The organism is Wandonia haliotis, assembly GCF_039523435.1.
Taxonomy (GTDB): domain Bacteria; phylum Bacteroidota; class Bacteroidia; order Flavobacteriales_D; family Crocinitomicaceae; genus Wandonia; species Wandonia haliotis.
The window spans coordinates 479338-503101 of record NZ_BAAAFH010000003.1 but is presented as its reverse complement, the minus strand read 5'-3'; the positions used below and the strand labels follow the sequence as shown (position 1 = coordinate 503101).

Here is a 23764-nt window from a genome sequence, read left to right as displayed (position 1 = left end):
TTATATATCTATAAATACGTCTATGAAACTTGTAACTGGAATTCTATCAACCCTGACATTAACCCTAAGTCTACTCGTTTCGCAACCACTTTTATCCAATGATCAGGATCGGATCAATTGGAAAGATGAGCAAGGTCGTAAACAAGGCCATTGGATTATTTTTGGGAAAGATCGTCCCGAGCAAGGCTTTCCTCCAGAAGGAAAGGTTGAAGAGGGGAAATACCAGGATGACCGTAAAACGGGTATCTGGATCAAGTATCATAACGACGGAATAACTCCCCGATTAAAAGGAGAATATGATTTCGGTCGTCCTAAAGGGGCCTTTACCAAGTACTATCCCAACGGTAATATTCAGGAAGAAGGAACGTATGAAAAAGGTAAGTACCTAGGCGCCATGAAAAAATACTATGAGGACGGTACCATCATGTATGAAGGGACTTACAACAATGACGGGCAGGAGGATGGACAAATCAAGTACTATCACCCTAACGGGAAAGTGGAATACGAATACTCTTCTCGTTCCGGAATTCCAACAGGAAAAGCCATTCGTTACTGGCCAAACGGAGATATTAAAGAAGAAGTAGCGTTTGACGATACAGGAGAAGTATCCTCTTTTGAGAGCAAAGAAATGGTGAATACTCCTGAAGAAGTAAAAGCACCTCTTCCGACTGAAACCAAATCCGCTCCGGCACCAAAAGGAGCAGTTACCAAGTCCGGCGTGTTCGACAAAAACGGCTATAATAAGCTATACAACGAAAATGACGAACTTTGGATGGATGGAGACTTTAAGAACGGACTCCTGCACGATGGTAAACTTTATGTCTACGACAAAGATGGCATCCTTCTCAAAATTGAGGTTTATAAAAAAGGGAAATACCACTCAGACGGACAACTCTGATAAATATATTTGAAGAAAAGGGGGGCTATTTGGTTCCCCTTTTTTATTTTTACATCATGGAAAAAGACTGGAAGAAAGAATTAAAAATATACAATGCACTGGGTGGTCAAAAAGAAATTTTCGAACCTCTTTCCGGTGACTTTGTCGGCATGTATGTATGTGGACCAACTGTTTACAGTTATGTTCATTTAGGTAACTGTCGTACTTTCATTTCATTCGATTTGGTATACCGCTACCTAAAACATCTGGGTTACAAGGTTCGTTATGTCCGCAACATAACAGATGTCGGACATTTGGAAAATGATGCCGATGAAGGCGAGGACAAGATTGCCAAAAAAGCTAAGCTGGAAAAGCTGGAGCCAATGGAAATCGTTCAGAAATACACTCTTGACTTTCATGAAACACTGGATAAGTTCAACGCAATCCCCCCCAGTATTGAACCTACAGCAACCGGGCATATTATTGAGCAAATTGAAATGATTCAAAAGATCATTGACAATGGACTTGCTTATGTTATCAACGGTTCTGTGTACTTTGATGTCATGAAATATGATAAGGAAAAGAGCTACGGAGAATTATCCGGAAGGAAGATCGAAGAGCTCATTTCGGGAACACGGGATCTTGACGGACAGGATGAGAAACGTAACGCACTTGATTTTGCACTTTGGAAGAATGCATCTGATGCTCATATTATGAAGTGGCCTTCTCCCTGGGGAATAGGCTTTCCGGGATGGCATTTGGAATGTTCAGCCATGAGCAGTAAGTACCTGGGAGATCAATTCGATATTCACGGAGGAGGAATGGATCTTAAATTTCCACATCACGAATGTGAAATCGCACAGGGAACAGCAGCTAACGGAGTCTCTCCGGTGAGATACTGGATGCACGGGAATATGCTTACCCTCAACGGAAAGAAAATGAGTAAATCAACCGGGAATACACTATTACCCGGAGAGCTTTTCAGTGGTGAAAACGATATCATGGATAAAGGATATCATCCGATGGTAGTTCGGTTCTTTATGATGCAGGCACATTACAGAAGTACACTTGATTTTTCTTCCTCTGCATTACAAGCTGCCGAAAAAGGTTTTCACCGTCTTATGGATGCCGTAAAACTGACAGAAAATCTACCTGTAGGCGAGACTTCTTCACAAAATGTCGAAGAACTGGTCGCTTCGTTCTATAACGCAATGAATGATGATTTCAATGCTCCTATTCTTGTTGCCAATCTTTTTGAGGCAGTAAAATACATCAACGCCATAAAAGATAATAAAGCTTCTGTTTCCCAAAAAGATTTGGATCTGTTAACCCGCGAAATGAAGGCTTTTGTCTTTGACGTTCTTGGATTACAGTCGCTTGAGGAAGCAAGCTCCGGAGGGACAGGGAAAAATACGGTGGAAGGTTTGATGGAGCTAATATTGGAACTCAGACAAGAAGCCCGAACCAATAAGGATTGGAATACCGCTGATAAAATAAGAGATGGTTTAACTGCCGCCGGAATCACTGTTAAAGACGGAAAAGAAGGTGCAAGCTGGAACCTGTCGGAGTAACCCTACAGCCAGAGGTTACTCTCTTGTTTTTGAATCGATCAGGATCGTAACAGGACCATCGTTAATAAGAGCTACTTTCATATCAGCTCCAAATTCTCCTGTTTGTACCTCCAATCCTGAACTCTTTTTCAGGCGTTCAATAAATAATTCATACATAGGAATGGCCAGTTCAGGACGAGCAGCCCGAACATAACTCGGACGGTTTCCTTTTCGGGTACTTGCATGAAGGGTAAATTGACTTACTACTAAAAAACTACCCTTTATTTCGCGAATAGACACATTCATTTTTCCTTCAGCATCACTAAAAATACGTAAACCGGATAGTTTTGCCACCAACCAATCAATATCCTCTTCCGAATCATCGTGTTCAATTCCGAGCAAAACCATCATTCCCTGATGGATTGCTCCCTTAATTACTCCATCAATCTTCACTGACGCTTCACTAACACGCTGAACCACAACTCTCATTCGTAATTATTTTTGCGATAATTCAATTCTTCATCGTCTTCCATCATCTGAACATAGCTTTGATAACGTGAAGGCGCAATTTCACCGCTTTCAACCATCTCTTTCACTTTACATTTCGGTTCTGCAAGGTGCTTACAATTGTGAAACTTACATTGATTTAAGACAGCTCTCATCTCCGGGAAATAATGACTGAGAACATCTTTATCCAGGTCTACCAGACCGAAAGCTTTAATTCCCGGCGTATCAATAATATACCCTCCCGATGTCAGGGGAAACATTTCTGCAAAAGTTGTTGTATGTTGCCCTTGCAAATGATATCTGGATATCGCACCGGTTTTTGTCTGTATTTCAGGATCCAGCGCATTGACAAGCGTACTTTTCCCTGCACCACTATGTCCGGCAATCATGACCTGATTTCCTGCTATTTCTTTTCTCAGGAACGTAATACTGGACTCTTCCCGGGCGCAAATTTTATGACAAGGATATCCAATCGGTTCGTATATAGAAATAATATCGTCAACAACCTCCAGCCCATCCTCTTCCAAAAGATCCGTCTTGTTAAACAAAAGTGTCACCGGAATCCGGAAAGATTCAGCAGAAACAAGAAATCGGTCTATAAATGCGAGATGTGTTACTGGAGCAACCAGTGTAACAATCAAATAACAACGATCAATATTCGCTGCAAGTATGTGGGATCGCTTTGACAGATTCACGGATTTTCGTGCCAGAAAGTTAAATCGTTCATCAATTCCGGTAATGATACCCTGATTTTCATCCTCACTCTCCCACTCTACATCCACTTTATCTCCCACAGCTACAGGATTGGTACTTCGCAACCCCTGCAACCTGATTTTACCACGAATCCGACAATCCGCAACCGAACTGTCTTCCATTCGAACCTGATACCAGCTTCCTGTTGATTTGACAACTACTCCCTTCAACGTCTTTTTTGGTGAAAGATACTAATTTCATACAGAGTGCAGATAAAGAAACTTGTATTGCCCGGTCCGAAGCGTTAAAATTTGTTATTCTGAATCCGGTATACTCTATCCGGTTGATGAGAAAAAGTTATTTTAGTATCTTCGTCTAAAATAATACGTATATGTCCATTGAAGTATCCAATCTTCAGAAGTTTTACGGTGAACAAGCTGCTTTGGGAGGAATTTCCTTCAAAGTAAAAACGGGGGAAATTGTTGGTTTTCTAGGGCCAAACGGTGCCGGAAAGTCAACTACCATGAAGATTATTACCGGGTTTATTCCCGCTTCCGATGGTAAGGTAAAAGTATGCGGTCTGGATGTCGAAGAAAATTCAATGGCTGTACGCCGTAAGATCGGTTATCTGCCGGAACATAACCCTCTTTACCTTGATATGTACGTAAAGGAATACCTGGATTTTGTTGCCGATGTATACAAGATCAGTAACAAACGTGAACGTATTGCTGAAATGATACAGCTTGTCGGGCTGGAGCGGGAACAGCACAAAAAGATCGGTGCGCTGTCCAAAGGATATCGTCAGCGTGTCGGACTTGCCCAGGCAATGATTCACGACCCCGAAGTTTTAATCCTTGATGAACCTACAAGTGGGCTGGACCCTAATCAGCTGGTAGATATCCGAAAGCTGATCAAAAAAATAGGAAAAACCAAAACAGTTATGCTCTCTACTCACATCATGCAGGAGGTAGAGGCTATCTGCGACAGAGTTGTTATTATCAACAATGGTCAGATTGTAGCGGACAACTCTGCTAAAGAGTTACAGCATCAACAGAACGAACAGGTAATTATTGTCGAATTCGATGAAGAGGTATCTGTTTCACGCAATGAACTGAAAAAAATACCCGGAGTTCAACAAGTACGGAAAGTAGAAGAAAGTACATCCTGGCTGCTACAAAGCAACAAGGAAGGGGATCTTCGTAAAATTGTTTCCAGACATGCAGCTCAAAACGACTGGTTAATCATCAGCCTCAAGGTTGAAGAAAAATCACTGGAACAGGTATTTAAAGAATTGACCGGAAAAAAATAATCCCGGACGATCATCACCCGGGATTAAAAAATCAAAGCTTTTTCTATATTTTACACTTTTCTATTTACCCGCCAGTTCTTTAATATAAACCCGGGTAAAATCAAGACGCTCCATCTGGTTCGTTTCAAACTTCTTTGCTTTCAAATTAACCATGGTGATGAAGTCCTTATTAAACAAGGGCATCACTACCGCGTCATCGATAATCAACTGATCACATTGCGCATACAGATCCATTCTTTTCTTCAAATCGGTTTCCTTTTTAGCTGCATCAAACAGTTTATTGAACTCCTCGCTTGAATAATTAAACGGGTTAATTGCAATAATCTCCTGCGTTTCATCTCCTCCTACAAAGATATTCAGGAAGTTTTCAGGGTCCGGATAGTCCGCCAGCCATCCACCACGCCACATAACAGCTTCTCCGCTCTTGATAGCGTCTTCCCGTTCCTGATAACTAACTTTTTTAATGTTCACGTTTACTCCCAGATTCTCCTTTAAACTTCTTACAATTGCTTCTGCCATCTTATATGACGCAGAACCTTCCGCAGTATTTACATAGAAATCCACAACAGGGAATCCTTTTCCTCCCGGATATCCTGCTTCCTCCAAAAGTGTAGCCGCCTTTTTAGCATCAAACACATGACCGTGTACTTTGCTTACCGGATAATCCGACATGTAGGGAACAAAACCGTTCTCAACAGCGATCACATCTCCATTCAGGTCTCTTTCTACAATTTCCTGACGATTTATAGCTGTATTAAATGCTTTTCGAACTTTTGGGTTATTGAATACGGAATTGTTGTGAGCAAATCCAATATACTCAATATTCAAACTGTTTACGGAAGCTACTCTGTGCTTAACGTTTTTCCCTTCCTGTGCTTCAATTAATGTGCCCAGAACATTCTGAATTTCATCCACCGGAATTTCAAGAACAAGGTCTATTTCCTCCTTACGGAATGCCATTAACTCGTCTATTTTCTTCCCGTTAAATTGCACAAGAATAGATGATAAATAGGGTAATTCGTTTCCAAACTCATCTTTCTCCCAGTACTTTGGATTACGTTCCAGTTTTGCCTCTGTTTCACTCAGAGAAGCAAGACGAAAAGGTCCAGTCCCTACAGCATGTAAACCAATTTCTTCACCGTATTTATCCAATGCCTCTTTCGGAAAAAGAACCAAAGCGGGATGGGTTAACACCTTCTCAAATCCGGCAAACGGTTCGGAAAGTTCAATTACCAATTCGTAATCAGACGGAACACGTATTCCGGTTACCTCGTTCGCTTTTCCATCAAAATAATCCTTTGCACCTACGATACGATCTGTAAGTAACCAACTGAATTGGTTAACCTTTGGATCATTTTTACAAGCCAGTTCAAAACAATACTTAAAATCTTTTGCTTTCACTTCACGACCATTCCCTTCATCAAAACAAGCATCGTCCTGAAAGTGTACTCCTTTTCGGATTTTAAACGTAAATGTTTTTGCATCATCACTAATTGTATATGACTCTGCCAACGCCGGTTCTGCTTTTGTTCCGTCCGGACTTATACGTAATAATCCCTGAAAAATCTGACCGCTAACCCGCTGTGAATACACATCACTTACTGTTAAAGGAAAAACATCCGAGACCACTTCAGGAGAATAAAACCTGAACTCTCCTCCATATTTAACACCTCCTCTTCCGACTAGTGCTTCTTCTTCCTTTTCTGCTTTAGTAGTGCATCCGACAAACAGTACTCCTGATAGTAGTGCTAATAAAATGTTTTTGTACATGTTACGGTTATTTTGGGATAACAAATATAATAAAATTGCCTGTTCAACATCGTTTCGTGCTGAAAATGAATCAAAAATAAAACGACAGGCTATTTACTAGTATCCAACCTTGCTTCGCACTCTCTGAATTGTGTTTTCTGCAATGACTCTTGCTTTTGCCGCTCCTTCTGCCAAAACAGCATCCAACTCCTCCGGATTCTGCATATAGTATTCGTACTTGACACGTGCCTCACTGAACTTTTCCAGTATCAACTCATATAGCGCCTGCTTTGCATGTCCGTATCCATAACCTCCACGTGCATAATTCGCCAACATTTCCTGTTTTTGTTCCTCCGAAGCCATTAGCTCATAGATAGAATACACGTTACAGGTAGAAGCATCTTTCGGTTCTTCGATAGGTGTACTGTCCGTCTCAATAGCCATAACCTGCTTTCGCAACTGTTTCTCCGGCAGGAAAATATTGATATAGTTATTTCTGGATTTACTCATTTTATGTCCATCTGTTCCTGGCACAATTTTCGTGTTCTCCTGAATATAATCTTGCGGCAAGACAAAAGTCTCTCCCATTTTATGATTAAATCTGGAAGCTACGTCTCTTGTAATTTCAAGATGCTGCAATTGATCCTTACCTACAGGAACCATTTCTGCATCATACAAAAGAATATCAGCAGCCATTAGCATCGGATAGGTAAACAACCCTGCGTTTACATCCTCCAAACGATCTGCCTTATCTTTAAACGAATGTGCAAGTGTTAGTCGCTGATACGGGAAAAAACAACTAAGATACCAGGTTAACTCTGTTGTTAATGCGACATCTGACTGCCGGTAAAAAACTACTTTCGATACATCAAGTCCGCAAGCGATCCAGGTTGCCGCAACACTGTATGTATTTTCGCGAAGCAACTTACCATCCTTAATCTGTGTAAGTGAATGCATGTCCGCGATAAATACAAAAGATTCTGTATCCTGTGCTTTTGAGAGTTCTATTGTCGGCAAAATAGCCCCTAGAATATTACCCAAATGCGGTGTCCCTGTACTTTGTACTCCTGTTAAAATTCTTGGCATCTTCTTTTCGTTTGATTACAAAAATACAAATCAATCAAGGAATGCGTAGTCTGAAATGAGAAATATCAATAATTTTAGTCTGTGAAAATAATAAAAGGGATTCCGGGTTTACTTTACAAAGGATATGCAGGTGTCATTTTCTCTGCAACACTCGTTATTTTCTATCCTCCTCTTTATTTCCTTGTTCGCAGTGAAAAAACACAATCGTTCTCTATGCGGGTTTTCACCTTATGGTCACAAGCTTTTCACTATCTCATTCTGATGCCTCCCCATCGGAAAATTTCGGCAGCATTATCTAACCAACAACCTATGATTATCTGCGCGAATCATGCATCCTATATGGACATTACAATTATGCACAGTGTATTGCGCAATAAGAAAATCATTTTCATGGGGAAACACGAAATTCTTGGTTATCCTCTTCTCAATCATTTCTTTAAAACACTTCATATTCCGGTCAACCGTGATGATAAACATCAGTCAGCACGTGCCTTTGTTAAAGCAATACGCGCACTAAAGAATGGTTGGTCAGTCGTCATCTTTCCGGAAGGAGGAATTCCGGATGGACAACGCCCTAAAATGGTCCCGTTTAAGCCCGGTGCCTTCCGATTGGCTCAATCGGCCGGAGTGCCCATACTCCCCATTACATTTGTCAATAATTATCGTTTATTCTCTGATCCCGAAGACTTGTGGGGAAAAGCACGTCCGGGCATTTCAAAAGTGGTCATTCACCAACCAATACTTCCACAGGATTATGAAAACATGAGTCTGGATGAGTTAAGCGAACAGGTTTATAAAATAATTGATGCGCCGTTGCGCAATCTTTACTAACTTTGTTAAAAAGTTGAGAGTTCATGGAGATCAATGACGAATTAATAGATCATATTGCGCACCTTGCCCGCTTGGAGTTTGAGGGGAATGAGAAAGAGAGTATTAAAACTGACCTCCGCAACATTATTGATTTCATGTCAAAACTGAATGAAGTTCCTACGAATAATGTTGAACCGTTAATTTTTATGACAGACGAATTATCCGATCTACGGGAAGATGTGGCCATACAATCTATCTCGCAGGAGGAAGCATTGAAAAATGCTCCTAAAAAGGATTCTGACTATTTCCGTATTCCTAAAGTACTGGACAAAAACCAGTAAAAACAAAGAGCGTTTATCCAATTCTCAGCAATTTAACAGGTTCTCCGCATTTTAATGCGTATATTTGCGCGATATAAAAAACGGATTATGTCGAAAATCAGCACACAAAAAGCTCCAAAACCCGTTGGTTTATACCCACATGCAAGAAAAGTAGGAAATCTATTGTTCTTGTCAGGAGTAGGACCCCGTGTAGCAGGATCAGATGCTACGGACTCAGAAGTTCCCGGGTTGAAACTGGATAAAAATGGTAATTTTATTGAGTTCGATTTTGAAGCCCAGTGCAGATCGGTCTTCGACAATGTAAAGGTTATTCTGGAAGCGTCCGGTTCTTCATGGGATCAGTTGGTTGATGTGACTGTTTTTCTTGTCAATATGAAACGTGATTTTCATACCTACAACAGAATTTATGCTGAATATTTTAAAGAAAATCAACCCTGTAGAACAACTGTGGAAATAAGCTCTCTTCCTACGCCTATAGCTATTGAGTTAAAATGTATTGCAACAATTGATTAAAACACGTATATGATTTCTTTCATTATTAAATCTGTCCTTGCTGTATTATCGGTCTTCTTTACCGTTTACTTTTTTGCAACCGGTTTTTGGGGATGGGGAATTTCTTTCGTTCTTGTAAGTGCACTTGTTATTGTTACTTTCTTTAGAAATGAACAGATTATCCTTGCTCTGAATCAAATGCGAATCGGGAATCATGAGAAAGCCTATACAATTCTTAAGCGTATCACGCACCCACAGTTACTAATCAAACGTCAGCAGGCGTATTATTATTACCTGACAGGAATGTTGGGAGCCAAGGAGATGGGGCTTAATAAAAGTGAACAATTCTTACGAAAGGCTCTCTCTATCGGATTAAAAACAAATCAGGATAAAGCTGTTGCTCACATGCATATCGGTGGAATTTGTTTACAAACCGGGCGCAAGCGTGAAGCAATCAACATGTTCGATGAAGCAAAGCGTCTTGACAAAGATGGTATGTTGAGTGATCAGTTGAAAATGCTGAAAAAGCAGGCTTCTCAGGTTGCTTCTAAAAATCAGATGCGCATGGCGCAAATGGGTGGAGGAAGAATGCGAACAGGTAAAGTTCGTTAAGCAGAATGCTTAATTTCTTTTGTCCAATCCCCACAGCAGTTTGTCCCGGATGGTGTCCAAAAAGGTGTAGTCATCAAACTCTATCACCTTCACTGTAAAATCTGCTTTGCTGATATACAAAACACAGTCGTGGCTGATAAACTCCGACCGGGAATCCAACGTAAGTAGATAAGTACTGTCCCGCCCTTCGGCAGAGACTTTGATCGGGAAATTATCCGGAATCACAACGGGTCGTACATTCAGGTTGTGCGGAGCTACAGGAGTAATAATATGCACCTGACATCCCGGTGTAATAATTGGTCCTCCACAACTTAATGAGTAGGCTGTAGATCCTGTTGGAGTGCTGATAATAAGTCCGTCCGCCCAATAGGTATTCAGATACTCATTGTTCACATCTACCTCTATTGAGATCATGGAAGCAGAATCCTTTTTATGAAGCGTCAGTTCATTCAGCGCAAAATTCTCATCACCAAACAACCCTTCCTCCGAATCAATTTTCAAAAGAGACCGTTCATTAAACGTGTACTCTTCATTCTTTAATTTAAGGAATGCCTCTTTAATTCTCTCTTTACTTATATTAGCAAGGAATCCCAGACGTCCCATATTAAGTCCGAGAACCGGAATCCCGCTGTCCCGGATAAAAAGAACTGATTTTAAGAATGTACCATCTCCCCCGACACTGAGTGCAAGATCTGTATTCTCCTGAAAAGATTTGTAATCATTAAACTCGCCGATGCTTTCTAACTCGGGAAAATGCTCCAGCATCTGGAATTTGTACATCGTCTCCAGATTAATCGTCCATCCCAACTCCAGAGCCACATCAAAAACGTCCTTCAAATGCGGATAATACTCTGTTTTCAGGACGCTGAATATCAATGACACTCTCATATTAATCAGGGATTTAAATATTTCATCAGTTCATCATAACGCTGCTTCAGATCATCATAATAATCCGACTTTTGATACGATGCTTTGACAACATAGTCATACCGTTCAAATGTCTGGATAATACGAGACACATCTACTTCGTTTATTTTCAATGTTACTTCCAGTTTGGTCGAGTCCAGTGGCGAAGTAATGTAACTGCTGATAATACGTGCATTGTTTCCTTCTACGCACTGTGCAATATGTGCCAGAGAATAATCTACCCGATTCATCTCCAAAACAATAATAGCTCCCGATTCGCGAATCCCTGCAATTTCAGTTATCCGGACCATAAGTGCCATAAGACTGATACATCCCAGATAATTTTCCTTTTCGTCAAGCACCGGTACAACCGTAACCCTTGATTCAGCCATAATTCGCATCACATGATAAATGTGATTATAATCATATACATAAGGACGTGGCAAGACATCGAACATCTCATGCAACGTGTCTGACATGTCTTCCTGATCGTAGATATCGTTATCGGAAACTACACCTACGTAGTTACTTCCTTTAAGTACAGGTAAATGTGATACTTTAAACTCATCCATCCAACGCAAAGCCTTCTCTCCGGTGTCCGTATGTTTAAGTGGCGGTATGTCTTCTGCTATTAATTCTGCTGCAATCATTGTATTAGCCAAAGTAGTAAATCTAATTTAAACTCTCTAACTTTGGTACAACAAAAATAATTCCGAAATGACGAAATTAAGTGTAAACATAAATAAAGTTGCAACCCTACGTAATGCAAGGGGAGGAGACGTTCCGAATGTTGTTCAGGTTGCTATTGATTGTGAGCGTTTTGGTGCTGACGGAATCACGGTACACCCCCGCCCGGATGAAAGACATATAACACGGAAAGATGTCTTTGATCTGGCAAAAGTAGTGACTACGGAATTTAATATTGAGGGGTATCCGGATGAGCGATTCATGGAATTAATTCAAGAGGTGCGCCCGGCACAGGCAACACTTGTCCCTGATCCTCCGCACGTTCTTACTTCAAATGCAGGATGGGACACGAAAACCCACCTGAAAAAACTACAGGATATTATTGGTCAGTTGCATGAATGGGGAGTTCGTAGTTCCATCTTCGTGGACACCAATATTGTAAACATTGAGTATGCTAAAGAAACCGGTGTTGATCGCATAGAACTGTATACTGGCCCTTATGCGGAAAACTTCCATACCGATAAAGAAAATGCCGTAAATCCCTACACGAAAGCAGCAATTCTCGCCAATGAGTTGGGGTTGGGGATTAATGCAGGACACGATCTCGACACCAAAAACCTGGCTTTCTTTAAAGCAAAGGTTCCAGGATTGTTAGAAGTATCCATTGGTCATGCACTCATATCGGACGCTTTGTACTGGGGATTGGAAAACACGATTCAATTGTACAAAAGAGAATTACAATAACAGATTATGTTACAAAAAAGGGTTTCCGTTAACGGAAACCCTTTTTTGTTGTTGCTTGCTTATATTACTACAGGTTATCTACCAACTCCTGGTAAGATTTCATTAATTCCTGATCTGATTTGATTGCCTTTCTTAACTGATCTGCTCTAGCCGGCTCTCCGTCTTTTTCAAACTGAGCCAACTGCGCTTCTTCTTTTGCAATTCGCTGCTCAATGGCTGCAGGTACAGACGCCAGTACATTGGGAAGAACATATCCCATATATCCCGTTGAATTCTCCGAAAGGTCTTCAAAAATAGGAAGGGCTTTCTTCTGTACTTCATAATCATTCTGACGAACGTATGCTCCAAATGAACCTACAACTCCCAACACAGAGAAACCACCTACTTTGTTCTCATTAAACAAGGATGCAAAAAAGTCAAAGTTCTCAGCCGTTCCGTGTTTACCATAAAGCGTCGCAATGTTCACTAACATTGCCTGTGCTGATTCACCTTCAAGCGATTTAGCCTTTTGCATAGCCAACTCCGCATCTGATTTCGACAAACCATTCAAAGCACTCCCCAGCACTTTATACGATTTGTCCTGCTCCATCGCATTCGCAAGCGCTTTTTTCGTTAGTTCTTCGCTTTCAAAATTCGTTACAAGAAAGTCAAGTGCTGCTGCACGTACAGTAGAGGACTTGTCATTAACCGCCAAATCAGAAAGTTTCTCCAGCAATTCTTTCGTATGCGATCGTTTAACACGATTCGATTGCGTAATTGCCAATTCCCTGATTCTGTAAAACGGATCATCTAATGCATCCAGTATCATTCTTTTTCCTGCTTCGTCTTTCAACTTAGCACCTCCGGCTAATCCGTCACGACGATCTGCATATTTTCCACCCTTATAAAACTGGAATACAAATTGTTCTTTTGACTTATTATCCGTCCACTCTGCAAGTATAACATGATCTGCATCTACAATTACAGAATTAACCGAGTCTTTGACCGAAAACGTAAATGTCTGTTCTCTTTTATCGACTACCACTTTATAATCATTTCTTTTCGCTCCGTCGAACACGCTTATTTTCATCGGCAACTTATACAATGGCACCTCATCCAGGTCTTGTTTCTGTTCGATTGTTACCGCAACATTTCCATCCTTTACTTCCTGTGTAACTTCCAGTACAGGGTGTCCTTTTGCAAAGAACCACTGGTTAAAAAACCAGTTCAGGTCTTCTCCGGAAATTTCTTCAAATGCCAGTCGAAGCTCATGAATTTCTGCCGGACGATAAGCATGGCGCTTTAAATAGTATTTCAACGACGCAAAGAATGCTTCATCTCCCAAATAATTACGCAACATGTGCAGGATTCTTCCTCCCTTATTATACGAGTGTCCATCAAACATTTGCTCTTTATCATCATAATCAAACCAGATCATATCATGCATTCCCTGGTACTGAGCTGTCTGAAAATATCCGTCAGCTTCTTTTTCAGCCTGATATTCCGCTTCATCAACACCGTATTTATGTTCATCCCATAGATACTGTGAATAGTTCGCAAACGACTCGTTTAAGGGAAGGTTGGACCAGGATTCACACGTCACAAGATCTCCAAACCAATGGTGAAATAACTCGTGCGCAATGATTGCTTCTGAATTACCATCGAGTAACTCCCGGTCTGTTTTATACACGAAATCTCCAAACACCACTGCTCCGGTATTTTCCATCGCTCCTGAAACATAATCCCGAACAACAATCTGATGATACTTGTCCCATGGATATTCCACACCTAACAGCTCTGAAAAGAAACCGATCATTTCAGGTGTATTTCCAAAGATCGCTTTCGCATAAGGTTCCCACTCCGGCTCTACGAAATAATCAACAGCTATTTTTGAACCGTCTTTCTTCGTGAAGGAATCCTTTACTACTTTAAACTCTCCTACTCCCATCATGGCAAGATAAGGAACGTGCGGAAGCTCTTGTTTCCAATGATCGGTTCTGGTTCCATCAGCATTCTTTGTAGATTTCACCAATGTTCCGTTAGAAAGCGTCACGTATTTATCATCAACCGTCATCAGAATTTCTTGTGTCATTTTCTGATTAGGCGCATCAATTGTAGGGAACCAAACAGAACTCGCTTCGGTCTCTCCCTGTGTCCATATTTGTGGCATTTTTGCCGGATCTTCTCCTTTCGGATTGATAAAATACAATCCTTTATCACTAGAAATAGCCGAGCTTCCTCCCGTTTCTCTTTCATCCGGTTTTGCCGTATAATCAATTACCAATGTAATTTCTTCCTGCGCTGTAACTATTTTACCCAATTGTATTGTCAGGAAATCGTTTTCATACGAATGTGTCAGGTCTTTCCCGTTCATTTTTACGCTGTGAATTTCCATTCCTTTTGCATCCAGAACAAGTGTGTCCTGTGGGTAGAAATGTGGCTTAAGCGAAATTGTCGCTTTTCCGTACAAATACGATTTATCCCAGTCAAAACTTACTTCCAGTTTTGTATGTACAAGGTTAAATAGTTTGGTTTCCGATGCCCTGTATATTGCTCTTTCGTTCGGGAAAGTTTTCTTTTCGGGTAATTCGATCTCGTACTGATTCACCACTGGATCAGTGTCTACAACCTCTGCACTTGTCTTCGCAGTTCCGCAAGCCTGAATAAAGAGTAGTCCTGCACAACCAAAAGTCACAATTCTTTTCATAATTCTTTGAATAAGTTAAATCGCAAAAACGACGGAAACAAAGCTCAATAAAATCAAATAAAAAAGCAACAATTTAATTTTTAACGGCATTATTCCTAGATTTAGGGCAAAATTGATGAATAAATGGCTCAACACAAGTGGAAATTAGGCGAAGAAATACTTACAACTAATTCAGGAGCGAAGGTTTCCTGGGAAAATGAGCGTTTTTTTAAGATTTTTTTTCAGGGAAAAACGTTTTATGGAGAAGTAGAAGAAGCTGATACAGAAAGCGGAACAATGACTGTAAAAGTAAATCACCGTTCATTTCAACTCAAACGGGAACTTCCCATTCATGTATTACTTAGTGAGTTGGGACTGGATAAAGTAGCAGAAAAAAAACTGGACGAGTTGCGCTCTCCTATGCCCGGAAAAGTATTACACATTCATGTTCAACCGGGTGATGTTATTCAAACAGGATCTTCCTTATTGACGTTGGAGGCTATGAAAATGGAAAATGTGATTAAAGCTGAAGGAACCGGAACGGTTAAGTCGATTCTGGTAGGTGTCAATGATATTGCAGAAAAAGGTGCTCTACTGATTAAATTCGAGTAGGTTACAAACTATATTTTTTGTTTTATTACAACAAAAGGCGATCTGGATCAGATCGCCTTTGTTTTTATCAGTTTGTTTTCGCTTACTTGGCAGCGGCATATCTTTTAGCTACCTCATCCCAGTTAATTACATTAAAAAATGCATTGATATAGTCCGGGCGACGGTTTTGATAATTCAGGTAATACGCATGTTCCCATACATCTAATCCAAGAATAGGTGTTCCCTGACATCCTTCTCCCATAACCGGGTTATCCTGATTTGCTGTTGAACATACTTCAAGCTTTCCGTTTGCTACACACAACCAGGCCCATCCTGAACCAAATCGTGTAGCTGCTGCTTTTGAGAACTCTTCTTTGAACGCATCAAAAGAACCGAAAGTACTGTTGATTGCATCAGCAAGCTCTCCTGTTGGCTGACCACCTCCATTGGGAGACATGATTTCCCAAAACAGACTGTGGTTATAAAAACCTCCACCGTTATTTCTTACAGCGGGCTTGTCCTTACAGTTTTTCAAGATTTCTTCGATCGACTTTCCTTCCAGATCTGTTCCGGCGATAGCCGCATTCAGATTGTTTGTATATCCTGCATGGTGCTTACCATGGTGGATTTCCATTGTTCTAGCATCAATATGAGGTTCCAACGCATCGAACGCGTACGGTAATTTTGGTAATTCGAATGACATATTATTCTGTTTTTTTAGTGTTTCTCCTCAAATTTAACAATAATTCGAGGGATTTGCTACTGAATGACGTTAAAAAAATGTAATTAACCCGAGAAGATTTTTCAAGAGATACAACCACATATTTTCCAATAAAAACCCCCTTCCGAAAATTCGGAAAGGGGCTCCTCAATTTTTATATCTTATTGTTTAAGATACCGGTTCCAAATTCGTATAACTTTCTACCGAGGGACAGGAACAAATCAGATTTCTGTCTCCGAAAGCGTTGTCAATTCTTCGCACGGGCACCCAATATTTCCACTCTTTAAGGTAAGGAAGCGGATAGGCTGCCTCTTTTGGAGAATACGGGTATGTCCATTCCAGATTGATAATACAATCTGCATTATGTGGCGCATTTTTCAACAAGTTGTTCTCCTTATCAAATTTCCCGGATTCTACCTCCCGAATTTCTTCCCGGATTTTGATCATAGCATCGCAAAAACGATCTAACTCCTCTTTATCTTCACTTTCCGTAGGCTCAACCATTAATGTTCCTGCCACAGGGAAAGATACTGTCGGAGCATGGAATCCGAAGTCAATCAAACGTTTTGCAATGTCCGCAACCTCTATTTCTGCCGTTTTCTTAAACTCACGACAATCCAGTATCATCTCATGCGCTACCGTATCGTTTTTACCGGTATACAACACGTTGTAATGCCCCTGTAATCTTGCTTTGATGTAATTTGCATTCAGGATTGCATTTTCTGTTGATTTACGCAGACCTTTACTTCCCAGCATCTTGATGTATCCGTAAGAGATCAACAGGATCAGGGCACTTCCCCAGGGAGCAGCAGAAATTGCATGAATAGCATTCTCTCCTCCTGATTTCACCATAACACTTCCCGGAAGGAAAGGCGCCAGATGTGCCGCAACTCCAATTGGTCCCATCCCTGGTCCACCTCCACCGTGTGGTATGGCAAATGTCTTGTGTAAATTCAGGTGACATACATCCGCACCGATATTACCCGGGTTTGTCAACCCTACCTGCGCATTCATATTGGCTCCATCCATATAAACCTGTCCACCATTTTCGTGAATGATAGAAGTGATCTCTCTGATTCCTTCCTCGAACACTCCATGTGTAGAAGGATAGGTTACCATAAGAGCACCTAACCGGTCTTTATATTGATCTGCTTTAGCCCGTAAATCTTCTATATCAATGTTCCCGTTTTCATCACAAGCGGTAACCACTACTTCAAATCCTGCCATTACAGCAGAAGCAGGGTTAGTTCCATGTGCCGAAGAAGGAATCAAACATACTTTTCTGTCAAAGTTTCCGTGTGATTCATGATACGCACGAATTACCATTAGCCCTGCATACTCTCCCTGTGCACCAGAGTTAGGCTGCAACGACATTGCTGCAAAACCAGTAGCTTCGCATAGATCAACTTCCAGTTGACGCAACATTTCATGATATCCCTCCACCTGGTTTAAAGGTGCAAACGGGTGCAAATTAGCAAATGAAGGCCATGTTATCGGTATCAATTCTGACGCCGCATTTAACTTCATAGTACAAGATCCTAAAGGAATCATACTATGCACCAATGAAAGATCTTTATTTTCCAATCGCTTCAGGTAGCGCATCATTTTCGATTCCGAATGATACGAATTGAAAACTTCATGCGTAAGGAATGAATCCTCTCTCAAATGTGCAGGAGCAATTACCGTTTTGTAGTCAACCTCCAGATTCTCCTCTGTTTTTTCACGCGCCAATTCCGCAAATACATACAACAAATCACGAATATCTTCTTCCGTTGTCGGTTCACCAATACTCAATGTCAATTGCTTATCATTTACCAAATAACGGAAATTCATTCTGTTTGCTTCTGCAATACCTTTCAGTTGTTCTGTTGAAAGACCGGAAGGCAACTCAATCCATAATGTATCAAAGAACTGTTCTCCAAGAATTGTATATCCCATTCTTTTCAGTTCTTCAGCCACAAAAGCTGTTTTCTGATGAATATCTGTTGCTATCTCTTTCAATCCCTGTGGACCATGATAGGTAACATACATTCCCGCCATTACAGCCAAAAGTGCCTGTGCAGTACAAATATTGGAAGTCGCTTTATCACGTTTAATATGCTGCTCACGGGTTTGTAATGCCATACGTAGAGCTACATTTCCATCTGTATCTTTAGATACACCGATTATTCTTCCCGGAATATGACGCTTAAACTCTTCACGTGTTGCGAAATATGCCGCGTGTGGACCTCCATATCCCATAGGAACTCCGAATCGCTGCGTTGATCCTACTACGGCATCTGCACCCAACTCACCCGGAGATTTCAAAAGAACCAAAGACATAATGTCTGCTGCCACCACTACCTTAACTCCGGCATTGTGCGATTCTTCAATAAACTTACCTATATTTTTAATTCGTCCGAATCCGTCAGGATACTGAATCAAAGCACCAAAAAATGTACTATCCGGAGTAAAAGATTCCGGATCTCCGAAAACCAACTCTATTCCCAGACACTCAGCCCGTCCAATGATGACGTCCTTGGTTTGTGGAAAAGCATATTCGGAAATAAAAAAGCGAACTCTTCCTTCTTTTACATCTGCACGCGAACGTGCATTATAGAACATAATCATTGCTTCAGCTGCAGCCGTTGCCTCATCCAGCAATGAAGCGTTAGCAATCTCCATACGTGTCAAATCCAGCACCATTGTCTGGAAATTTAACAACGCCTCAAGACGACCTTGTGAGATTTCAGCCTGGTACGGAGTATACGCTGTATACCATCCCGGATTCTCAAGAACATTTCTAAGAATCACAGAAGGAACTATTGTCTCATTGTACCCCAAACCTATGTACGACCTGAATATCCTGTTCTTCGCTGCAAGTTCTCCGATGTGCGCAAGATACTCCTGCTCTGTCATCGCCTTACTTGTATTCAGTTCACCTTTCAGCCGAATATGTTCAGGAATGGTTTTACCGATCAATTCTTCAATGGAAGAAACTCCTACGGCCTGTAGCATCGCTTTCTGCTCTGCTTCATTAGACCCTACATGCCTTCTTAAAAATGTACTCATTGAGTGGGATTTTCGTGTATAAAAACTAAAGTGCAAATATAGCGAAAAAGCAAACGCACAAACTTTCTCATTTCAATAAATAATGTCTTATTTTGTGCTAACTTGTTGATTATTTTAACAACCTGTTTTTTGGTTCTGAAAAGTAATATACTCATTAGTTTCTCTGCTGCAATGCTTGCTCTGGGCATCGGTTCTCTTTATGCATACCCAAAAGCCATCACATACAGTGTATTCCTGTTCTTTGCCACTTTGTTTATTTATAACACACTCCGTTTTGTTAAGTATTACCTGCATCCCGAATCGGCTCAGGCGCTGTTATACAAACAAAGTAAATTCGTGCATGCTTTTTTTGCATTGACCGGTCTTACAGGTTCAGTCCTTGTTTTCTTTACCGGAGGCTTTTTTTCAAGTAGTTTTTTGTTCTGGATAATTCTTTCGGGAGGAATTGTCAGTTTACTTTATGTCATTCCTTTCATACCTTACCATAACGGAAAAGCTGCTTTGCGGGATCTGCCTTACAGCAAGCTCTTTCTGATAGGAATTGTTTGGTCTGCTCTGACTTTTTTCGTCCCTGCTGCACACCACCCGGATCGTATCACCCTTTTTCTCATCGGGTGTTTCTATATTTTATCCGTAACTATTCCTTTTGATATCCGGGATTTACCCTACGATAACCCCGAACAGAAAACACTCCCGCAAATACTGGGGTGGCGATTTTCCAAGATTTTATCCATTCTGTTGTGTGGATTATTCTTTGCCATATTGGCTAATCACTTTCCCCGGTTTTATCTTTCTGTATTCTTTTGGATCACAGTAGCCATTCATTTGCTTATACTGGAGCTTGTACATCCGCAACAGCCTCATAATTTTTATGGTTACTTTGTTGATGGATTGATCGCTTTATTGGGTATTTTCCTGTGGTATTCTGCTTACTGACTCAACAATTCATAGTATAGTCTACCCTGTTTGCTGTCTGTATTTAGATTCATTTTAGATAAACATGAAAATTCGCTCAAGATTACATAACTTTGCAAAAAAGTTTGGCATGATTTCATCAATTGATCAGGATCTCGAGGAAAAAATCGTTTCTATTCTCAAAACGATATATGACCCTGAAATTCCTGTAGACATCTATGAACTCGGATTGATTTATGAAGTTAAAATCGATGACAAGAAACAAGTTGCCATTGATATGACGTTAACTTCTCCGAACTGTCCTGTGGCTGAAACAATGCCGAAAGAGGTGGAAGATAAAGTTGCCGCAATCGAAGAGGTTGAATCCTGTACGGTACAAATCGTCTTCGACCCACCATGGGACAAAGACATGATGAGTGAAGAAGCAAAGTTAGAATTAGGATTTCTCTAAATTAATCCAACCATACTCTTTTTACCCGGGTAGAAAGAGAAGTTAGAATCTCGTAAGGAATTGTCCCTGCCCATGTTGCCCAGTTATTTATGCTGTGGTGGATTCCGAAAAGCTCTACTTCGTCATTAATTGCCGCTTTCATTCCGGTTACATCCACAAAACACATATCCATGCAAACATTCCCGATTATTGGTGCGAGGTTTCCCTGTAACCAGACACTCGCTTTTCCGTTTCCGAAAATACGATGAATTCCGTCCGCATATCCAATGGGAAGCACAGCAACTTCCTGTTCCTTTGTTGCTACATGTTCCCGGTTATAACCTAATGTTTCTCCCGGTTGCAATCTGTTAATCTTCGAAATGTGTGTTTTCAGACTGATTGCCGGTTGCAATTCAGTAGATTTTCCGACACCAAACAAACCAATGCCCAGACGAACCATATCAAAGTGTGCTTCGGGATAGTTAACAATCCCCGATGTATTACAGATATGTCTTTCCACTTTATAATTCAATGCAGACTGAATACGATTCGCGTTTCTTACAAATCGTTCGATTTGCTTTTGGGTAAATGATCTGTCCGGATTATCTGACTCTGCCAGATGAGAATAGACACTCTTCACCCGGATTTCAGGTTGCGATTTACAATAGGTAATCATTTCTTCCAACTCCTCTTCAACAAAACCTAAACGGTTCATCCCGGTCTCCAGTTTTATATGTACCGGGTAAGAGGACTTTTCATGAAGAATCAAGGTTCTTGTAAATTCGTCCAGTTGTTTAACGGAAAAAACTGCCGGTTCCAACCTGTACCGGATGATATCATCAAAAGCTGCCGGATGCGTATTCATGACCATAATAGGTAACTCAACTCCTGCTTTTCGTAATTCAACTCCTTCGTCCGCGAAAGCAACACCCAGATAATCTACTCCCTCATTTTCCAGAAAATCTGCCATTTCTCTACTTCCCGAACCATAGGACGATGCTTTTACCATAACCATTAACCGTGCTCCGTTACGAATCAATCCTTTAAAATACCCCAGATTGTTTCGTAATGCACTTCTGTTAATCTCCAGATAGGTCTGATGGTGTTTCAATGAAAGCCGATTAATCATAGGAGCCAACCCTGATTTATGACTTCCTTTAAAAAGAATCGTTGCCTCTGTAATGGAAGCCAAAAGTTGTTCTGCCTCTTCCAAAGAAAGAAGCCCTTCCCTATTCTGTTTAGAGCAAAGCATTAACACATCCGGACTATATCTTCCGACAAGTTCTCTAACCGCATTAATGTCTCCGCGAAACACCTCTCCAAACCCGAGTACGACAACCCGTTTGGAATCTCCGGCTATTTCTTTCTGACGAACCAGTGCATATTCCAGCCCGTCCATATCCATATTATAGGAATCATTAATCAGTATATTCCCGTTTTTTCCGGCAACTGTCTCCATACGCATGACAATTTCCGGAAGGGAGTTCAATTTTTCCTGCACCTGGTCCGACGGGAAGTTCATTTCCCGTAAAGTCAATAACGTTATGATCAGATTGTCCAGTTCCAATCGTCCACTTAGTCCTGAATAAAAAGTTCCGTAATTCTCAACCTGTAGAAACGTTTTATTACCGGACTCTTCTACTATAACTTCGTTTCGGTTGGAATTTTTCAGATGTTCTCCACTAAAATGGTAATCAGTACTAACAACACCGGAACAATTCAAAAACAAGCGCGATTTCTCCCGGAATTTTTGATCCCTGCTTTCAAAACCATCATCATGTGCCTGTCCCAAAGCAGTAAATACGCCATACGTTGGCTGAATCATTTCCTCCAGGGATTTCATCTCACCAACCGTTGAAATCCCGGCTTCAAAAATTCCCAGCGTATGTTGCTGTGCAATTTCGAGAACAGATAATGCGACACCTATCTGTGAATTATAACTCTTCGGACTACGGACAATTTTATAGGTTTCTCTCAGGAAATGATAGAGCCATTCTTTCACTATTGTCTTTCCGGCACTTCCTGTAATTCCGATAACCGGAAGATCAAATTGTCTGCGATGAAAAACGGCCAGTTTCTGCAATGCCTTCAATACGTCAGGTACAACAAAAAAAACAGCTCCTTCTAAAGCAGGAATCGAATCCGTATCCGCTACAACAAAAGTGCGGCAACCTTTTTCATAAGCTTCCCGGACAAAATCAATTCCGTTGCGTTTACCTTTCAAACAAAAAAATAAAACACCATTTCCTTCTGTCAGAGAACGGGTGTCAATACTGACTGAGTGAATTTGTCCGGTTGCCTGCGGTATTTCCACACCCCAAACTTCAGCCAACTCTCTATAGGAATAATTCAGATTCAATGTTGTGTCTTTGTTTTGTTAAAACAGCTTCTGCAAAGCGGTTCATATTCTTTTGTTGCCCCAAGATACACCTGATTTTCATCCATGGTCTTTCTATGTGAAAACTGAGCCAGATTTCCGCAGGAAACACATATTGCATGGACTTTTGTGACATACTCGGCAGCGGCTAACAAGTGTGGAATCGGACCGAAGGGTTTTCCTTTATAATCCATATCCAACCCGGCACATATTACCCGAATGCCTTTTGCAGCAAGGGTATTGCAAACGTCCAGTAGTTCCATATCAAAAAACTGGGCTTCATCCACTCCAACAACTCGTTCGTTAGTTACCCGTTCGAGAATTTCAGCGGAAGAACTTACAACAGCAGCGGGTATTCTTTCTCCTTTATGTGACACAACCTCCTCTTCCGCATACCGATCATCTATTTTCGGCTTAAAAATAATCAGGCGCTGATTAGCAAACTGTGCCCTGCGCATACGTCGGATTAATTCCTCTGTTTTTCCAGAAAACATGGAACCACAAACCACTTCAATCCATCCTAGTCGTTTACCACATTCGGGAAATTCTTCCAAAAACATATTTCTCTACTTTTTTAACAATCGACTACCAACAAGTTTTCCCCGTTTTCTATTTTACCTCTCAATAAATCCCTAATTTGGTTAAAAATTT

Annotated in this window: 22 protein-coding genes; 11 read left to right on the top strand and 11 right to left on the bottom strand. The window is 40.9% G+C overall.

Features of this window, described 5'->3' with window-relative positions:
- Positions 1 to 22: 22 nt before the first annotated feature.
- The gene (locus tag ABDZ97_RS02765; protein WP_343784864.1) at positions 23 to 898 is read left to right on the top strand and encodes a toxin-antitoxin system YwqK family antitoxin; all 876 of its coding nucleotides are present in this window, start codon (positions 23 to 25) and stop codon (positions 896 to 898) included.
- Positions 899 to 954: 56 nt separating this feature from the next.
- Positions 955 to 2448, top strand: a complete 1494-nt coding sequence (gene cysS, locus ABDZ97_RS02760) for a cysteine--tRNA ligase (protein ID WP_343784862.1) — start codon at positions 955 to 957, stop codon at positions 2446 to 2448.
- 15 nt (positions 2449 to 2463) lie between these two features.
- Here the strand turns inward: cysS and dtd are convergent, their stop codons facing one another.
- Both dtd and rsgA read right to left on the bottom strand, forming a co-directional pair.
- Positions 2464 to 2916 carry a D-aminoacyl-tRNA deacylase gene (dtd, locus tag ABDZ97_RS02755; protein WP_343784860.1) on the bottom strand — a complete coding sequence of 151 codons (453 nt, stop codon included), beginning with the start codon at positions 2914 to 2916 and terminating at the stop codon, positions 2464 to 2466.
- Positions 2913 to 3857 (bottom strand): ribosome small subunit-dependent GTPase A, encoded by a 945-nt coding sequence (gene rsgA, locus ABDZ97_RS02750; RefSeq protein WP_343784858.1) that lies wholly within the window; start codon positions 3855 to 3857, stop codon positions 2913 to 2915. The genes dtd and rsgA overlap by 4 nt, the downstream gene beginning before the upstream one ends.
- A gap of 161 nt (positions 3858 to 4018) precedes the next feature.
- Between rsgA and gldA the strand changes: the two genes are divergently transcribed.
- Positions 4019 to 4936 carry a gliding motility-associated ABC transporter ATP-binding subunit GldA gene (gldA, locus tag ABDZ97_RS02745; RefSeq protein WP_343784856.1) on the top strand — a complete coding sequence of 306 codons (918 nt, stop codon included), beginning with the start codon at positions 4019 to 4021 and terminating at the stop codon, positions 4934 to 4936.
- A 60-nt stretch (positions 4937 to 4996) separates the two neighbouring features.
- Here the strand turns inward: gldA and ABDZ97_RS02740 are convergent, their stop codons facing one another.
- Both ABDZ97_RS02740 and trpS read right to left on the bottom strand, forming a co-directional pair.
- On the bottom strand, positions 4997 to 6706 hold the full coding sequence (locus ABDZ97_RS02740) for an ABC transporter substrate-binding protein (RefSeq protein WP_343784854.1): 1710 nt from the start codon (positions 6704 to 6706) through the stop codon (positions 4997 to 4999).
- A gap of 96 nt (positions 6707 to 6802) precedes the next feature.
- A complete protein-coding gene (gene trpS, locus ABDZ97_RS02735; RefSeq protein WP_343784852.1) occupies positions 6803 to 7771 on the bottom strand; it encodes a tryptophan--tRNA ligase in 969 nt (322 codons plus the stop codon).
- Between the two features lie 81 nt (positions 7772 to 7852).
- Between trpS and ABDZ97_RS02730 the strand changes: the two genes are divergently transcribed.
- From ABDZ97_RS02730 to ABDZ97_RS02715, 4 genes are all read left to right on the top strand, one after another.
- Positions 7853 to 8602: a lysophospholipid acyltransferase family protein gene (locus tag ABDZ97_RS02730; protein WP_343784850.1), complete on the top strand. Its 750-nt coding sequence runs from the start codon at positions 7853 to 7855 to the stop codon at positions 8600 to 8602.
- A gap of 23 nt (positions 8603 to 8625) precedes the next feature.
- Entirely contained in the window at positions 8626 to 8922 is a 297-nt protein-coding gene (gatC, locus tag ABDZ97_RS02725; RefSeq protein WP_343784848.1) for an Asp-tRNA(Asn)/Glu-tRNA(Gln) amidotransferase subunit GatC, read from the top strand.
- Between the two features lie 87 nt (positions 8923 to 9009).
- Positions 9010 to 9435 (top strand): RidA family protein, encoded by a 426-nt coding sequence (locus ABDZ97_RS02720; RefSeq protein WP_343784845.1) that lies wholly within the window; start codon positions 9010 to 9012, stop codon positions 9433 to 9435.
- 9 nt (positions 9436 to 9444) lie between these two features.
- Positions 9445 to 10026, top strand: coding sequence for a DUF2892 domain-containing protein (locus ABDZ97_RS02715; RefSeq protein WP_343784843.1), 582 nt, complete (start codon positions 9445 to 9447; stop codon positions 10024 to 10026).
- 9 nt (positions 10027 to 10035) lie between these two features.
- Here ABDZ97_RS02715 and ABDZ97_RS02710 read toward each other — a convergent pair whose 3' ends face one another.
- Positions 10036 to 10914, bottom strand: a complete 879-nt coding sequence (locus ABDZ97_RS02710) for an NAD kinase (RefSeq protein WP_343784841.1) — start codon at positions 10912 to 10914, stop codon at positions 10036 to 10038.
- A gap of 5 nt (positions 10915 to 10919) precedes the next feature.
- Positions 10920 to 11582 carry a CBS domain-containing protein gene (locus tag ABDZ97_RS02705; RefSeq protein ID WP_343784839.1) on the bottom strand — a complete coding sequence of 221 codons (663 nt, stop codon included), beginning with the start codon at positions 11580 to 11582 and terminating at the stop codon, positions 10920 to 10922.
- Positions 11583 to 11649: 67 nt separating this feature from the next.
- Here ABDZ97_RS02705 and ABDZ97_RS02700 point away from each other — a divergent pair, with 67 nt between their 5' ends.
- Positions 11650 to 12363 (top strand): pyridoxine 5'-phosphate synthase, encoded by a 714-nt coding sequence (locus ABDZ97_RS02700; RefSeq protein WP_343784837.1) that lies wholly within the window; start codon positions 11650 to 11652, stop codon positions 12361 to 12363.
- 67 nt (positions 12364 to 12430) lie between these two features.
- On the opposite strand, the gene ABDZ97_RS02695 is transcribed toward ABDZ97_RS02700, so the two are convergent.
- On the bottom strand, positions 12431 to 15049 hold the full coding sequence (locus ABDZ97_RS02695) for a M1 family metallopeptidase (protein WP_343784835.1): 2619 nt from the start codon (positions 15047 to 15049) through the stop codon (positions 12431 to 12433).
- A gap of 123 nt (positions 15050 to 15172) precedes the next feature.
- Between ABDZ97_RS02695 and ABDZ97_RS02690 the strand changes: the two genes are divergently transcribed.
- Entirely contained in the window at positions 15173 to 15640 is a 468-nt protein-coding gene (locus ABDZ97_RS02690; RefSeq protein WP_343784833.1) for an acyl-CoA carboxylase biotin carboxyl carrier protein subunit, read from the top strand.
- Between the two features lie 82 nt (positions 15641 to 15722).
- Here the strand turns inward: ABDZ97_RS02690 and ABDZ97_RS02685 are convergent, their stop codons facing one another.
- On the bottom strand, positions 15723 to 16322 hold the full coding sequence (locus ABDZ97_RS02685; RefSeq protein WP_343784831.1) for a superoxide dismutase: 600 nt from the start codon (positions 16320 to 16322) through the stop codon (positions 15723 to 15725).
- 186 nt (positions 16323 to 16508) lie between these two features.
- On the bottom strand, positions 16509 to 19391 hold the full coding sequence (gene gcvP / locus ABDZ97_RS02680; protein ID WP_343784829.1) for an aminomethyl-transferring glycine dehydrogenase: 2883 nt from the start codon (positions 19389 to 19391) through the stop codon (positions 16509 to 16511).
- 129 nt (positions 19392 to 19520) lie between these two features.
- Between gcvP and ABDZ97_RS02675 the strand changes: the two genes are divergently transcribed.
- A complete protein-coding gene (locus ABDZ97_RS02675) occupies positions 19521 to 20327 on the top strand; it encodes a UbiA prenyltransferase family protein (protein WP_343784827.1) in 807 nt (268 codons plus the stop codon).
- Between the two features lie 109 nt (positions 20328 to 20436).
- Positions 20437 to 20757: an SUF system Fe-S cluster assembly protein gene (locus ABDZ97_RS02670; protein WP_343784825.1), complete on the top strand. Its 321-nt coding sequence runs from the start codon at positions 20437 to 20439 to the stop codon at positions 20755 to 20757.
- Position 20758: 1 nt separating this feature from the next.
- Here the strand turns inward: ABDZ97_RS02670 and ABDZ97_RS02665 are convergent, their stop codons facing one another.
- Both ABDZ97_RS02665 and ABDZ97_RS02660 read right to left on the bottom strand, forming a co-directional pair.
- Entirely contained in the window at positions 20759 to 23095 is a 2337-nt protein-coding gene (locus ABDZ97_RS02665) for a bifunctional UDP-N-acetylmuramoyl-tripeptide:D-alanyl-D-alanine ligase/alanine racemase (protein WP_343784823.1), read from the bottom strand.
- On the bottom strand, positions 23092 to 23673 hold the full coding sequence (locus tag ABDZ97_RS02660) for a thymidine kinase (protein WP_343784821.1): 582 nt from the start codon (positions 23671 to 23673) through the stop codon (positions 23092 to 23094). Before ABDZ97_RS02660 ends, ABDZ97_RS02665 begins: the two co-directional genes overlap by 4 nt.
- Positions 23674 to 23764 lie beyond the last annotated feature (91 nt).

Bases quoted from the DNA above. Each gene is read 5' to 3' on its own strand.
- ABDZ97_RS02670 (WP_343784825.1), top strand. From the start codon at position 20,437: ATGATTTCATCAATTGATCAGGATCTCGAGGAAAAAATCGTTTCTATT.
- ABDZ97_RS02720 (WP_343784845.1), top strand. From the start codon at position 9,010: ATGTCGAAAATCAGCACACAAAAAGCTCCAAAACCCGTTGGTTTATAC.
- gldA (WP_343784856.1), top strand. From the start codon at position 4,019: ATGTCCATTGAAGTATCCAATCTTCAGAAGTTTTACGGTGAACAAGCT.
- ABDZ97_RS02710 (WP_343784841.1), bottom strand. From the start codon at position 10,914: ATGAGAGTGTCATTGATATTCAGCGTCCTGAAAACAGAGTATTATCCG.
- trpS (WP_343784852.1), bottom strand. From the start codon at position 7,771: ATGCCAAGAATTTTAACAGGAGTACAAAGTACAGGGACACCGCATTTG.
- gcvP (WP_343784829.1), bottom strand. From the start codon at position 19,391: ATGAGTACATTTTTAAGAAGGCATGTAGGGTCTAATGAAGCAGAGCAG.
- ABDZ97_RS02690 (WP_343784833.1), top strand. From the start codon at position 15,173: ATGGCTCAACACAAGTGGAAATTAGGCGAAGAAATACTTACAACTAAT.
- ABDZ97_RS02765 (WP_343784864.1), top strand. From the start codon at position 23: ATGAAACTTGTAACTGGAATTCTATCAACCCTGACATTAACCCTAAGT.
- ABDZ97_RS02740 (WP_343784854.1), bottom strand. From the start codon at position 6,706: ATGTACAAAAACATTTTATTAGCACTACTATCAGGAGTACTGTTTGTC.
- cysS (WP_343784862.1), top strand. From the start codon at position 955: ATGGAAAAAGACTGGAAGAAAGAATTAAAAATATACAATGCACTGGGT.
- ABDZ97_RS02705 (WP_343784839.1), bottom strand. From the start codon at position 11,582: ATGATTGCAGCAGAATTAATAGCAGAAGACATACCGCCACTTAAACAT.
- ABDZ97_RS02685 (WP_343784831.1), bottom strand. From the start codon at position 16,322: ATGTCATTCGAATTACCAAAATTACCGTACGCGTTCGATGCGTTGGAA.
- ABDZ97_RS02715 (WP_343784843.1), top strand. From the start codon at position 9,445: ATGATTTCTTTCATTATTAAATCTGTCCTTGCTGTATTATCGGTCTTC.
- ABDZ97_RS02660 (WP_343784821.1), bottom strand. From the start codon at position 23,673: ATGTTTTTGGAAGAATTTCCCGAATGTGGTAAACGACTAGGATGGATT.
- dtd (WP_343784860.1), bottom strand. From the start codon at position 2,916: ATGAGAGTTGTGGTTCAGCGTGTTAGTGAAGCGTCAGTGAAGATTGAT.
- ABDZ97_RS02700 (WP_343784837.1), top strand. From the start codon at position 11,650: ATGACGAAATTAAGTGTAAACATAAATAAAGTTGCAACCCTACGTAAT.
- ABDZ97_RS02695 (WP_343784835.1), bottom strand. From the start codon at position 15,049: ATGAAAAGAATTGTGACTTTTGGTTGTGCAGGACTACTCTTTATTCAG.
- gatC (WP_343784848.1), top strand. From the start codon at position 8,626: ATGGAGATCAATGACGAATTAATAGATCATATTGCGCACCTTGCCCGC.